Source organism: Paraburkholderia sp. A1BS-2L (assembly GCF_051125205.1).
Taxonomy (GTDB): domain Bacteria; phylum Pseudomonadota; class Gammaproteobacteria; order Burkholderiales; family Burkholderiaceae; genus Paraburkholderia.
Genome location: NZ_CP120428.1, coordinates 95363 through 107895 on the forward strand (window position 1 = coordinate 95363; position 12533 = coordinate 107895).

9 protein-coding genes are annotated in these 12533 nt (G+C 67.1%); 4 read left to right on the top strand and 5 right to left on the bottom strand.

The features are described from left to right. Window positions 1-28: 28 nt before the first annotated feature. The gene (locus tag P5W98_RS00430) at window positions 29-3211 is read right to left on the bottom strand and encodes an efflux RND transporter permease subunit (RefSeq protein ID WP_421022708.1); all 3183 of its coding nucleotides are present in this window, start codon (window positions 3209-3211) and stop codon (window positions 29-31) included. A 609-nt stretch (window positions 3212-3820) separates the two neighbouring features. Between P5W98_RS00430 and P5W98_RS00435 the strand changes: the two genes are divergently transcribed. Then, complete coding sequence (locus P5W98_RS00435; RefSeq protein ID WP_035523464.1) at window positions 3821-4033, top strand: hypothetical protein; 213 nt, start codon at window positions 3821-3823, stop codon at window positions 4031-4033. 107 nt (window positions 4034-4140) lie between these two features. Then, entirely contained in the window at window positions 4141-5178 is a 1038-nt protein-coding gene (locus tag P5W98_RS00440; protein ID WP_421022709.1) for a serine/threonine protein kinase, read from the top strand. 22 nt (window positions 5179-5200) lie between these two features. Here the strand turns inward: P5W98_RS00440 and P5W98_RS00445 are convergent, their stop codons facing one another. Further along, complete coding sequence (locus P5W98_RS00445; protein ID WP_434718119.1) at window positions 5201-7171, bottom strand: DUF3857 domain-containing transglutaminase family protein; 1971 nt, start codon at window positions 7169-7171, stop codon at window positions 5201-5203. A 250-nt stretch (window positions 7172-7421) separates the two neighbouring features. Here P5W98_RS00445 and P5W98_RS00450 point away from each other — a divergent pair, with 250 nt between their 5' ends. Then, complete coding sequence (locus tag P5W98_RS00450) at window positions 7422-8141, top strand: PepSY-associated TM helix domain-containing protein (RefSeq protein WP_434718521.1); 720 nt, start codon at window positions 7422-7424, stop codon at window positions 8139-8141. Window positions 8142-8293: 152 nt separating this feature from the next. Then, on the top strand, window positions 8294-9709 hold the full coding sequence (locus tag P5W98_RS00455; RefSeq protein ID WP_421073863.1) for an HdeD family acid-resistance protein: 1416 nt from the start codon (window positions 8294-8296) through the stop codon (window positions 9707-9709). A gap of 42 nt (window positions 9710-9751) precedes the next feature. Here P5W98_RS00455 and P5W98_RS00460 read toward each other — a convergent pair whose 3' ends face one another. From P5W98_RS00460 to P5W98_RS00470, 3 genes are read right to left on the bottom strand one after another with little or no spacing between them, the layout of a single operon-like run. Then, a complete protein-coding gene (locus tag P5W98_RS00460) occupies window positions 9752-10774 on the bottom strand; it encodes an XdhC family protein (RefSeq protein ID WP_421022712.1) in 1023 nt (340 codons plus the stop codon). After that, window positions 10747-11346, bottom strand: coding sequence for a CoxG family protein (locus tag P5W98_RS00465; protein WP_421044645.1), 600 nt, complete (start codon window positions 11344-11346; stop codon window positions 10747-10749). The genes P5W98_RS00460 and P5W98_RS00465 overlap by 28 nt, the downstream gene beginning before the upstream one ends. After that, on the bottom strand, window positions 11337-12533 hold the full coding sequence (locus P5W98_RS00470) for a vWA domain-containing protein (protein ID WP_421025140.1): 1197 nt from the start codon (window positions 12531-12533) through the stop codon (window positions 11337-11339). Before P5W98_RS00470 ends, P5W98_RS00465 begins: the two co-directional genes overlap by 10 nt.

Below are 12533 nucleotides of genomic sequence, written 5' to 3' on the forward strand. Positions count from 1 at the left end.
CGGGTCGTTGGAGAAAAGAGCATCGTCGTCATGATTTGGGCACTACGTTTTCGATGGCGCGCTGGCGGTGCTCGCCGAGCTTGCGGTACACGAGCGAGAACACCACGGGCACGAAGATGAGCGTCGCGAGCGTGCCCACCGTGAGCCCGCCGATCACGGCGCGCCCGAGCGGCGCGTTCTGCTCGCCGCCTTCGCCGAGTCCAATGGCCATCGGCACCATGCCGATCACCATCGCGAGCGCCGTCATCAGCACCGGGCGAAAGCGCGTGAAGCCCGCCTCGATGGCGGCGCGCGCGGCGTCGCCGTGCTCGCGCAACTGCTCGCGCGCGAAGCTGATCACGAGAATCGAGTTCGCCGTGGCGATGCCGATGCACATGATGGCGCCCGTGAGCGCGGGAATGGAAACCGTGGTGTGCGTGAGGAACAGTATCCAGACGATGCCCGCGAGCGCGCCGGGCAGCGCCGAGATGATGATGAGCGGATCGAGCCACGACTGGAAGTTCACGACGATCAGCAGGTAGACCAGCACGATGGCGAACACGAGGCCGCCCAGCAATCCGGAGAACGAATTGTTCATGGTGTCGACCTGGCCGCGCAGGCTGAGCGTCGAGCCCTTGGGCAGGTCGCCGTGCGATCCGGCGATGATTTTCTGGACGTCGTCGGAGACCGCGCCCAGATCGCGGCGGTCCGCGCTCGCGTAGATGTCGATGGTGGTCTGCGCGTTGTAGTGCGTGACGACCGCGTCCCCGGACACGCGCCGCATGCTCGCGAGCGAGCCGAGAATGTTGCTGCGCCCGTTCGCGGTGAGCGGAATGTTCGCGAGTGACTGCAGCGAATCGATCGTGTATTGCGGCGCTTCGGTGATGACGTTGTAGCTCACGCCGTTCATCGGGTTGAGCCAGAACGTGGGCGTGGTCTGCTGGCTGCCCGAGAGCGTGATGAGCAGGTCGCTCGCCACGTCCTTCTGCGTGAAGCCCGCTTGCTGCGCGCGCGTGCGGTCCACGTCGATGAAGAGGCGCGGCAGGTCGGCTGGCTGCTGGATGCGCGCGTCGGCGAGACCCGGCACGCTGCGCAGTTTCGCGAGCAGGCGCGCCGCGTATGCGCGGTTGGCATCCACGTCGCGGCCCGTGATCTGCACGTCGATCGGCGCGGGCATGCCGAAGTTCAGCGTCTGGCTCACGATGTCGGCGGGCAGGAAGGCGAACTGGACGCCCGGGAATTCGTCGTTGAGCGTGCGCCGCAGCAGCCGCACGTAATCCGCCGTCGGGTGGTGGTTTTCGGCGAGCGAGATCAGCACGTCGGCGTCCGAGGTGCCGATCGTGCCGGTGTTGCTGTACGAGAGATTGATGCCCGAGACCGGCAGGCCGATGTTGTCGATGATCGAATGCAGCTCGCGCGCGGGAATCAGCTGGCGGATGCGCTTGTCGATGCGATCGGTGATGACGGCGGTTTCCTCCACGCGCGTGCCGGTCTTGGCGCGCAGATGCAGCGCGATCGTGCCCGCATCCACTTGCGGAAAGAAGTCGCGGCCGAGAAACGGCAGCAATAGCAGCGAGGCGCCGCAGCAGGCGAGAAACGCCGCCACGAACCACACGGGATGCGCGACGCGCGCCGCGAGAAACGCGCGATAGCGCACGCGCATGCGCTCGAAGCCGCGCTCGAACGCAAGGTGGAGGCGCATGAACGGATTGCGCGTGCCCGCATGCATGTGATGGAGGTCGGCGGGCTTGTGGTGATAGCGCAGCAGATACTTCGCGAGCGTGGGCACGAGCGTGCGCGAGAAGAAGTACGACGCGAGCATCGCGAACACCACGGCTTCGGCGAGCGGAATGAACAGATAATGCGCGACGCCCGTGAGCAGGAACATCGGCACGAACACGATGCAGATCGAGAGCGTGGAGACGAGCGTGGGCACCGCGATCTGGTGCGCGCCGTCGAGAATCGCTTGCTCGAGCGTCTTGCCCTGTTCGAGCTGCTGGCTGATGTTCTCGATGGCGACCGTTGCGTCGTCAACGAGTATGCCGACGGCGAGCGCGAGACCGCCGAGCGTCATGATGTTGATGGTCTCGCCGAGCGCCGCGAGCACGATGATCGAGGTGATCATCGACAGCGGAATGGAGATCGCGATGATGAGCGTCGCGCGCCAGTTGCCGAGAAACAGCAGGATCATGAGCGCGGTGAGCGCGGCGGCGATGAGCGCCTCGCGCAGCACGCCCTGCACGGCGGCGCGCACGAACAGCGACTGGTCCGCGACCGGGTCGATGTTGAACGAGGGCGGCACGAGATTGTGCAGCACCGGCATCATCGCCTTGATGCGGCCGACGATTTCGAGCGTGGACGTGTTGCCGCTCTTGTTGATGGTGAGCAGCGCCGCGCGCTGGCCGTTCACGCGCACGATGTTGGTCTGCGGCACGAAGCCGTCGCGCACGTGCGCGACGTCGCGAATATAGATCGTGCCCGCCGCCGTGGTTTTCACGGGGATGTCGTTCAGGCCCGCTATGGTGTTGGGGCTCGCGTTCATCAGCACCGAATATTCGGACGCGCCGATCTTCGCCGTGCCCGAGGGCAGGATGAGATTCTGCGCGCTGATGGCGTTCACCACGTCCATCGGCGAGAGGTTGTGCTGCTGCAATGCGCGCTGGTCGATATCGACCATGATCTGCCGCTGCTTGCCGCCATAGGGCAGCGGCGCCGAGGCGCCCGGCACCGTGGCGAGCTGCGTTTTGAGGAAGTTGTTGCCGTAGTCGAACAACTCCTGCTCGGTGAGCAGCGGCGAGGACAGCGAAAGGCGCAGGATCGGCACCGTCGAGGCGTTGTAGCGCAGGATGAACGGCGGGTTGATGCCCGGCGGCAGCGAGCGCAATTGAGCCTGCGAGAGCGCGGTGACTTCGGCCAGCGCCTCCTGCACGTTGGCATGCGGCTGGAAGAAGATCTTCACGACCGTCACGCCGTTGAGCGAGGTGGACTCGGTGTGCTCGATGTCGTTGACGGCCACCGAGAGTCCGCGTTCGTAGTTGATGGCGATGCGTCTGGACATCTCGTCGGCGGGCAGGCCCGTGTAGGTCCAGATGACAGAGAGCACGGGAATGTCGATGTTCGGGAAGATGTCCGTGGGCGTGCGCAGGATCGTCAGCGGGCCGACGATCAGGAGCAGGAGCGCCAGCACGATGAACGTGTAAGGGCGCTTGAGTGCGAGCCTGACGATCCACATGAAACGGCAGCTTCCTTCGCGGGTGGCGGTGTTATGGCCGATATCAGCACGCAGCTATCGCGCGGTGCCCGCGCAGTTGTCATGCTGTTACCGGATCGGGCGGCGAGCGTTCGCGCGGGGCGCGTGGCTGCTCATGTGGCTGTTTGGGGCGGCGGCTGGTGCATCGATTACGCGCCGTTTGTCTGCGTTTTTATCCGTTCGTGCCAAGCTTGCGCCTTTTGGCAGGACTATAACGCCTGCCAGTAATAGTCAGAGTACTTTTGCAGCCAGCGCTCCACAAGCGCGCCGGGTGGCGATTACCATCTGTTACAGTCAGGAATTCGTAAGTCGAATGGGGGCGCGAGCCGCCCCTCTATTTTTGCTTTGCGCAAGTAGCCGAAATGAGGCAAAAATGCGTAAACCGGTTGGGTCCGTGTCGGGTCCGTGTCACGTCTCAAGGGCGAAAGAAGTGTGAAAGAAGCGCGAATCACGCGCGAATCAAGCGCGAACGCGGCTCGCCGGAGCAGGTTGGATGTGTGCGCAACGTCGAATGCGCACCAGTTTTTGTCAGCACACTGACTGGCCTTTCTTGCGGGGAGGCCGGCAATGGAATGGGAACGGGGAAACATCATGCAAGTCGGTTCTATCGTCCGCACCGTGCATATCGCAGTGCCTCATGGCGCGCGCGGTATCGTGATGCGCATTCTCGGCGACATGGCCATGGTTACCTGGTACGTGGGGGAGCCTGGCGCGTCGAAGCAGCTCAACACCGAACCCTTTTTTCTGGTGGATCTGATAGACACGGGCGAGCACGTCATGCCCGCCGGCGCGAATCTGCATTGAGCGCGCCCTGAATTCAGCCTGAACTTGTGCCGGATTTGACCTGCGAGTTTGACTTGCGAGTTTGACCGGACCTCGCCGCCGCGGCGCGCACGATGCACAATGCGCAGATGAACGATCCAACCACATTTGCATCGGGCGAGCCTCCGGAAGCGGGTTCGGCCGCACCTTACGCCCGCCTCACACCCGAGTGCGTGCTCGACGCCGTCGATGGCGTCCTGATGCCGGCGGGCCGCCGCACCGACGGCCGCATGCTGGCGCTCAACAGCTACGAGAACCGCGTCTACCAGATCGGCGTGGAGGACGAAGCGCCGCTCGTCGTGAAGTTCTATCGTCCCGAGCGCTGGAGCAACGAAGCCATTCTCGAAGAGCACGCGTTCGTGGCCGAGCTTGCCGCGCGCGAGATTCCCGCCGTGCCCGCACTCGTGCTCGAGGGCCGCACGCTGCACGAGCACGAGGGCTATCGCTTCGCACTCTTCGAGCGGCGCGGCGGCCGCGCGCCCGACCTCGACCGCAGCGATACGCTCGAATGGATAGGGCGCTTCATTGGACGCATTCACGCGCTGGGCGCGACCCAGCCGTACCGGGCACGCCCATCGATCGATATCGCGAGCTATGGCTACGAGCCGCGCGCGTACCTGCTCGAACACGGCTTCGTGCCCGCCGACGTGCGCGAAGCGTGGGAAGCGGTCGTCGCGCTCGCGCTGCAAGGCGTGGAGGCCGCGTTCGAGCGCGCTGGCGACGTGCGCAAGCTGCGTCTGCACGGCGACTGCCACCCGAGCAACGTGCTCTGGACCGATGCGGGGCCGCATTTCGTCGACTTCGACGACAGCCGCATGGGTCCCGCTATCCAGGATTTGTGGCTGCTGCTGCCCGGCGACCGCGCGGACGCCTCGCGCGCACTCGCGGATCTGCTCGCCGGCTATGAAGACTTCTGCGAATTCGATCAGCGCGAGCTGCATTTGACCGAAGCGCTGCGCACGTTGCGGCTCATTCACTACTCGGCCTGGCTCGCGCGGCGCTGGTCCGATCCCGCCTTTCCGGCGGCATTCCCATGGTTCAACACGCAGCGCTACTGGGAAGAGCGCATTCTCGAATTGCGCGAGCAGATCGGCGCGATGCAGGAAGGGCCGCTCTGGCCGGTTTGATCATCCGTTTGAGCCGCAATCACTACATGCGTGGCACCGAGGCCTGCGGCGCCTCGATCTCCAGCGCGCCCGCTGCCGGTTTTGCCGCAACGGGCTTGACGATCAGCGGGGCGCGCAGGTCGCGCGCCATGGTCTCGAAGGTGGCGCGCATCTGCGCGAAATCGGCGGGACTGCACACGTCGCTCGGAAAATGCGTGCGGCCCGTGCGCATCACGCGCAGCACGTTGGCGTGAGTATCGAGCGTGTATTGCGAGCTGTAGTCGATCAGCGTCGTGGCGGCGTGCTGCGCCGAGGGCATGTCGAGCACGCGCAGCCCCGGCGGCAATTCGATGCGCGTGCGCTCGGTCACGGCCACGTTGCGGCACACGAACGGCTGCGTGCGGCGCGTCTCGCCGAGCCAGTAGCGCAGATTCGCCTCGATGCCGCCCACGAGGCTCGTGAGCGTGGGTACCGGCGTGGTCATCAGCGGGTCGACGAAACCGTCCAGCGTGCCCGTGAGCGTCACCACGAGCGGTCCTGAGGTGGCGTCGAGCGGGCTCGACGCGAGCAGGGCGCTGCCGCGCAGGTTCGCGTTGCGCAGTTCCCACTGCAGCGATTCCTCGCGCTGCGCGGGCGTTTGCAGGCGCAGCACGCTGCGCGTCTGCTCCGCGGCCCAGCCTTTGGACTCGAGGCGATAGACGAAGCGCGCCGAGCCATCGGGCGCGACGGTGATGTCGAGATCGCTGTCGCGCGCGGTCAGTTCGGTGGCCGGCGTGCGCATGAGCGTGCCGTCGCCGGCGAGCACGGTCTCGCGGTTCATGTCCGTCGAAGGCAGATAGCCGAACTCGACGTTATTCGCCGTGGAGTCCGCGAAAAGCTCGAGGTCGGGCAACCATGTGATGACGTGGTTGATCACACCGAAGCCCGGCACCGAAGGCAGCGTGTAGATCGTGCCGCTGTTCAGGAGCGCGGGCACGTTGCGCACACCCACCGCGTCGAGCAGCGCGCCATAGAGCGCGACGTGGTCTTTGCAGTCACCGTAGCGGTTCGCGAGCACCTCGGTCGCGCGATGCGGCACGATCTCGCCGCGCCCGACATTGACCGCCACGTAGCGGATATTGCGGCGGACCCAGTCGTAGAGCGTTTGAGCTTTCGCGCGCGGCGTGGCATCGTGCGCCGTGAGCGTGTGCGCCAGCCGCACCACGTCCGCGTCGCGCGCGGCCACGTCGGCGGAGGCCTCGCGGTACACCTTCGCGAATGCCACGTAATCGGGGAAGGTGGAAACCATCAGCCGGTCGCCATAGCTTACGTAGGAAACCGAACCATATTCGAGGCGCGCGAAATTCGTCTTGTCATAGCGGTATTCGTAGCGCGTGCGGCCGTTCGCCGTGACCGGCTCGAGCACGGTGAAGCCGCGCGCGTCGGCATGGAGCGGCACCTTCGCGGGCAAGTCGTAGATCACGCGGAAATTGTGCGTGGGCGCCATGTCGGGCGGCGTGAAGTCGCTGAACCAGCCGGGCACGAGCGGCACGCGCTGGGTCTTGCGCCACGTGAGATGCACGCGCGCGCCGGGCTCGACGGCCGGGAACACGATGACCTTGTCCTGCACGTCCTGGAACATCGGGGCGTCGAAGGAGCGTACTTCCTGCACGTCGCGGATCTGTTCGGGCCGCACGTCGTGGCGCTGGCCCTGGGCGTCCTCGGTCCATGCCTCCACCACATCGACGCGCGCCATGCCGCGGTTGAACCACACGTAGTACTGGCCCGCGCGCGCGATGCCCGCCTCGGTATTGATGCGCAGCGTGAGCGCGTCGACCTTGGTGAAGGAGCCGTCGGCGTTGATGGCGAAGGTCTGCGTCTCCGACTCGTTGGTGTAGGGCGCCTGGTCGGCAGCGTTGCCGGCCGTGGGCGCCGCGGTCTGCGCAGGGGCCGCGCCAGGCGCGGGTATTTCCGCCGCTCGTGCGCCGCAGGCCGAACCGAGGACAGCCAGATAAAGAACGAGGACGTGGCGCATGGCGGCGTTCCGTGAGCGGCGTTGTGGTTATGAGACGGCTCTCGCAGGTATTCGGCGCAATACCTTCACTTAAAAGTCACGCAATTTCCTTGTCAAGCGGATGCCGCTCATTGCGCACGCCTTGCCTTTACGTCTCGCCTTCTGTTTGTGTAATAATAATTATTCTCATTTTCAATTATTGATCCGGCGCACGACGTTGGTGTGCCGTATCCGGAGTCGTGTCTTGAATGCCCGTCTCGACGAGACCCTGATCGAAACCCCGAGCGCCGAAGCTGGCGCTGGCGTTCGCATCGATCCCCCGCACCGCGCCGCCCAGCCCCTCGATGCCGCCGAATTCGCCGCGCGGCGCAAGCGCTCGCGCCGCGCGAACTTCATCAAATGGCTGCGCAAGGTGCATGGCTGGGTGGGACTATGGGGCGCCGTGCTGGGGTTGCTATTCGGCGTGACGGGCTTTTTGCTCAACCATCGCGCCGGGCCGATGCATATTTCGACGGGCGCGCCGCAGGTCACGCAGCTGCGGCTCGCGCTGCCCGCCGAGCGTCCCGCCACGCCCGAGGCGCTCGCGCGCTGGCTCCAGCACGAACTCGCGTTCGACGGCAAGCCCGGCAAGATCCGCCGCGAGCGCGCGCATCCGGTCGCGTGGGGCGCGCGCAGCGTCGTGCAGCCCGAGTTCTGGCAGCTCATGCTGATGGGGCCGCGCCAGAGCGTGGCCGCGGAGTACTGGGTGGGCGACAGCACCGTCGCCGTGCGGAGCACCGAGAGCGCATTCCTCGCGACGCTCACCAATCTGCACAAAGGCGTGGGCATGAGCATGGGCTGGGTGCTGCTCATGGACACCATCGCGGGCAGCCTCATCCTGCTTTCGCTGACTGGCGTGCTGCTGTGGACCGAGCTCAATCGCCGCCGCATCACGGGCGTCGCGCTGGTGGCTGGGTCGGTGGCGGCTGCGTTGGCGTTCGGGCTGCTCTAGCGCGCATTTGCGCTTGGCTGCATGTGCTTTCGCACACTTGCGCGCGCAACCGAAAACCCGCTTCGCGTGTACGTACTGCGCACCTTGAGGGCGGACACGCGTCGGTGGAGCGTAGCATCGCACCCATGAAAACCGCCAACGCGGAGTGAACGATGGTGCGGCTCATGATCATCCTGCTGGGCGTCGATTACCTGCGCGCACGTTGGCGCGGGGTGCTGATCGCGGGCGCGGTGAGCGCTGCGATCGGCGCCGGGCTCTTCGTCGATGCGCTCGACGGCGTGCTGTATTTTCGCGTCGCGCCGTTCGGCTGGCTGCTGCTCGTCGAAGGGCTCGCGACGCTCGCAGTCGCGTGGACCGGCATGGGTGGCCAGCGTACGCTGCGCTACGTGAAGGGGCTCGCGTTCTGCCTCACCGCCGGGCTCATTCTCTCGGGCTACCGGCATGCGCCGTTCATCCTCTCGATGGTGTTCGCGACGCTCTTTCTTGCCGATGGCCTGCTGCAGATCGCTTCCGCCTGGGTCGTGCGCTACCGCACCTGGAAATTCGCGGTGGCGGGCGGCGTGCTCGAAATCGCCATCGCGATCTTTCTGTATCAGCCGTATCCCACGCATTACAGGGGCACGGTGCCGTATTGCCTTGGCCTCGCCCTGATCTTCACCGGCTGGAACCTGTTGCTGCTCGCCTTGCGCGCGCGGCGGCTCGGCGTGAATCCGGCGGTGGCGCAGAGCGGCGCGGCGGCGCTCGCGGCGAGCGCCGTGGGCACGAAGGCCGGGAAGGACGGAGTTGAGGCGCGGCTGACGCACACCGTGTTCGACGGGCCGCCCGAGGACCACGAGCACGCACTCACCGTGCACGTGTGGACGCCCGTGGGCACCTCGAAGGCCGAGGCGCGGCGCCAGCCGTTGATCGACCGCTATATCGCGGCCGTGGACCGCGACGGCGTGATCTCGACCGGCCACGCGGCGCTGGAGGCGCCCGAGAACCTGTACATCAGCCTGTATCCCGCCGTCGAGATCGACCGCTCGCCCGACGAGTTCTCGCGCCTCTTGCGGGCGACCGCGGAGAACGACGTGCCGGGCCTGTTCCAGCCCGATTACGCGACTGAGTCGAAAGCATGGTGCCCGTCTACGCGCAAGGTGCGCATCCGCAACTACGATGCGCAGCGGCTCGCGCGCTTCTGGCAGCACTATCGCGCCGACACGACTTACAACCTCACGCATCGCAACTGTTCGAGCACGGTCTCGCATGCGCTGGAGGCGGCGCTCGAAGGCGCGACGCCGCGCGTGTGGGGCGGCGGCTGGCTCGCCTTTGTGCGCATGCTGGCGACGCCGGAGCTCTGGGTGGCCGCGCAGCTGCGCAAGCGCGGCCAGACCATGGCGTGGACGCCCGGCCTGACGCTCGACTATGCGCGGGCGCTGAGCATGCTCGCCGACCCGCGCCCGGCGGGATGGACGCGCGCGATGCGGCTGGTGCGCACGCGGCTCGGACAGTGGCTCAAGCCGTGCGGCGCACGCGAGCGCAGCAAGAATCACGAGGATGAGCGCGGCGCGGGTTCGCGCGGCGCCTGAAGCGGGCGCACGCGCAGCGTCACGCCTGCCGGTCGGGGCGCTTCAGACGTCGCAGCTCGACCCGGCGCTCGCGGCCTGCTCGCGCGCGGCCTTCGCGCCTTCGACCTGGAGCAGGGTGGGCAGCGAAACGCCATTCTTCGCCGCGGTGACTTCGGCGAGGATCGACACGGCGATTTCGGGCGGCGTGCGGCTGCCGATGTAGATGCCCACCGGCCCGTGCAGCCGCGCGAGTTCGGCATCGTTCAGATCGAACTCCTTGAGCCGCTCGCGCCGCGCCGCGTTGTTGCGCCGCGAACCTAGCGCGCCCACGTAGAACGCGCGCGTCTTGAGCGCTTCCATGAGCGCGAGGTCGTCGAGCTTGGGGTCGTGCGTGAGCGCGATCACGGCGCAGCGCTCGTCGAGCTTCATGTCGAGCACGGTGTCGTCGGGCATGGTGCGCACGAGCGTGGTGCCGGGCACGTCCCACGTGTCGGTGTATTCCTCGCGCGGGTCGCACACCGTCACGTGATAGTCGAGCCCCACCGCGATCTGGCACAGATAGCGCGAGAGCTGCCCCGCGCCGATCACGAGCATGCGGTAGCGCGGGCCGTGGATCGTGAGCAGGCGCTTGCCGTCGAAATCCACGCCGTCGGTGGCGCTCGCGGGGCCGAGCGACGCCTGGCCGCTGGCGATGTCGAGCGTGCGCGCCACCAGCTCGCCGCGCTCCACCGCTGCGAGCAGCGCGCCGATGCCCGACGCCAGGGTGAGCGGCTCCAGCACGAGCTGGATCGTGCCGCCGCACGGCAGTCCGAAGCGATGCGCCTCTTCCGCCGTGATGCCGTACTTCACGGCCTCGGGCGTGACGATGTCGATGCCTTCGCGGCGCACGCGGTCGATCAGATCGTCTTCGATGCAGCCGCCCGAGACCGAGCCCACCACGAGGCCGTCGTCGCGCACGACGAGCATCGCGCCTTCCGGACGCGGCGACGAGCCCCATGTCTTCACCACCGTCACCAGCAAGGCGCGGTGGCCTTCCTCGAGCCAGCGTTCGCTGGATTTCAGGACTTCGAGATCCACGCTGTCCATGATCGTTTCCTCTTTTGCGGTTCGTCGCCGCCCGTGCCTTCGGCGTCGCTGGCGGCTTGTGTTTTGTCAGTCGTTTCGGCTGTCTGTTGCGCGGCGGCTTCATCGCTTTGCGCGCCGCCGGCTTGCGCGCCCTGGCCAAGCTGCTCGGTGAAGCGCTTGAAGAACTCGGCGGCGATCTTGCGCGCCGCGCCGTCCACCAGACGCGAGCCGATTTGCGCGAGCTTGCCGCCCACCTGCGCGCTAGCCGTATAGCTGAGCGTGGTGGCGTCCTCGCCCGCGGGTTCGAGCGTCACGCGCGCGTCGCCCTTGCCGAAGCCCGCCGCGCCGCCCTGGCCCTCGAACTGGATCGTGTAGCTGCGCGGCGCTTCGATGTCGGCGAGCTGCATGCGGCCCTTGAAGCGCGCTTTCACGGGCCCGATCGCGGCCGTAAGGGCCACAGCATACGCGTTCTCGCCATCGGCATCGATGCTCTCGCATCCCGGAATGCACACCTTGAGTATCGCCGTGTCGTTGAGGGCTTCCCACGCGTGCTGCTGCGGCACCGGCAGCGTGTGGCTTTCGCTCAGCTCCATTGTCTCGCTCCTTGTCTTGATCTGTGCGTTGATCCGTGCGATGGGTCCTGCAGGCTGCGGCCGAACGCTTCCAGGCTCTCCAGATTGTGGACGCGATAGTGCGCGTCCACATGCGGCAGCATCGCCTGCACGCCGCGTGCCTTCGGCTCGAAACCGCGATAGCGCAGCAGCGGATTGAGCCACACCACGCGATGCGCGAAGCGGTGCAGGCGCGCCATTTCCTCGGCGAGCGCGCTGCCCGGGTCGTGATCGAGGCCGTCGGTGACCATCAGCACCGTGGCGCGCCCGCCGAGCACGCGGCGCGCCCAGCGCCGGTTGAACTGCGCGAGCGTCTCGCCGATGCGCGTGCCGCCCGACCAGTCCGCCACCTGCGCGGCGAGTTGCGCGAGCGCGACATCGGGGTCGCGTTCGCGCAGCGCCCGCGTGGCGTGCGTCAAGCGCGTGCCGAACAGGAACACCTGCAAGCGCTCGCGCGATTGCAGCAGCGCGTGGCAAAAGTAGAGCACGGCGCGCGAATAGCTGCTCATCGACCCGGAGATGTCGAGCAGCAGCACGAGCGGCACGCGGCGCTCGACGCATGCGCGGTATTTCCAGACGGTCCAGTCGCCGCCCGCGCGCACGGCATGGCGCGCGCTCGCGCGCAAATCCGCATGCGTGCCGTGCGACGACGCTTTGAGGCGCCGCGTGCGCTCGGTCGCGAGCGGCAGTCGCCGCGCGCGGATCAGGTGGCGCAGCGCGCGCCATTCGTCGGCGCAAAGCGTATCGAAGTCGCGGTGGCGCAGGCGCTCTTCGGCGCTGAAGCTCGCATGCGCGCGCAGTTCGTGCTCCTCGTGGGCCGGCGGTGCCTGAGTGGCCGGGCGCGAGGCCGCGCGGGCCGCGAGCGCGTCGGCAAGACGATTGTTGCGGCGCGGCGGCGGCAATGCGCCCTGCACCTTCGGCAGCAGCAGCGCGCGCAGCTTGCCCTCCCAGTCGGGGTCGCGCCAGAACAGCTCGAACGCGGCGTCGAAGAGCTCGCGCTCGTCGGGCGCGGCGGTGAGCAGGGCGGCCAGCGCGGCGCGCACATCGTCGCGGCGCGTGAGGTCGATGAAGCTCAGCGCTTCGAGCGCATCCACGGCGCGCGCGCTCGACATCGGCAAGCCCGCGCCGCGCAGCACACGCACGAAATGGACCACATTGCGCGCGAACAT